This is a genomic window from Marinifilum breve, assembly GCF_003202155.1.
GTDB classification, from domain to species: domain Bacteria; phylum Bacteroidota; class Bacteroidia; order Bacteroidales; family Marinifilaceae; genus Marinifilum; species Marinifilum breve.
In genome coordinates, this window is sequence record NZ_QFLI01000046.1 from 1 (window position 1) to 850 (window position 850).

Here is an 850-nt window from a genome sequence, read left to right on the forward strand (position 1 = left end):
CAACTCCACCTTGGTTAAGCGTCCTGCATGATCGTATTTCATCCATTTGTTTTCTACAATGGTTTTTCCTAATGCCACATGCTCGTGTATACTTCGGTCTACTTTTCCTACAAAATCATACTGGTTGGTAATTCTCTCGTAACCATTCAGGTAATTATCTCTATAGGTTTGAACAACACGGTATTTTTTGTCATAGAAATTTACGGTCCACAATCCGCCCGGTTTGCCCGAATCGGCATTTAGGGTTTTTACCCAGGTACCGGTTACTTGTCCTTTGGGCAGTGGCAACAAGGCCGTTTCCAAAGCTGAAAGTGCAAGCTGGTTTGGATTGTATGCCGACTGCGGGCAGTGATCAAATGTATAATCATCGTAATAAGTGGCTGTTAATACATTGGCATCACTTATGCCTGTTGGAAATGATTTGTTGTTGTAGGATTTCAGGCCTCCCTTGCTTTCAAACATGGGGTTTGTGGAAATCGCATAAAAATCGTTCACTTCTTTTTGCAGGTTTGCTTGATTTTTTGAGCTTCCGTAAAGGGCTGTCAAAACAGGACGGTTCAAATGATCATATTTGGTGACCAACCATTTGTTTTTTGCTCTTTGGTTTCCATCTTGGGTGGCTACCAAACGGTCACGATTGTCATAAACCATGTAAACAGGCAAGGCTCCCGGCAGTTTCTTTTCAATCATGCGTTTGCGATCATCGTACTTGTAAACGTAAATCAGTTCATTAAACTCATCCATATTTACCTGTTCGGATTTGATGAGTAGCGATTGAGTAGAGCTGGCTTTAAAATGATAACCGGGCTTTAGCGTTAAACTGGCATTTTGCTTTACGAAATATTTGTCG

The 850-nt window shown here is 41.3% G+C and carries 1 protein-coding gene; it reads right to left on the minus strand.

Going from position 1 to position 850, the window contains the following annotated elements; all coding sequences use genetic code 11:
* A partial coding sequence (locus DF185_RS23690; protein WP_207784738.1) for a hypothetical protein occupies positions 1-850 on the minus strand: 850 nt, incomplete at both ends.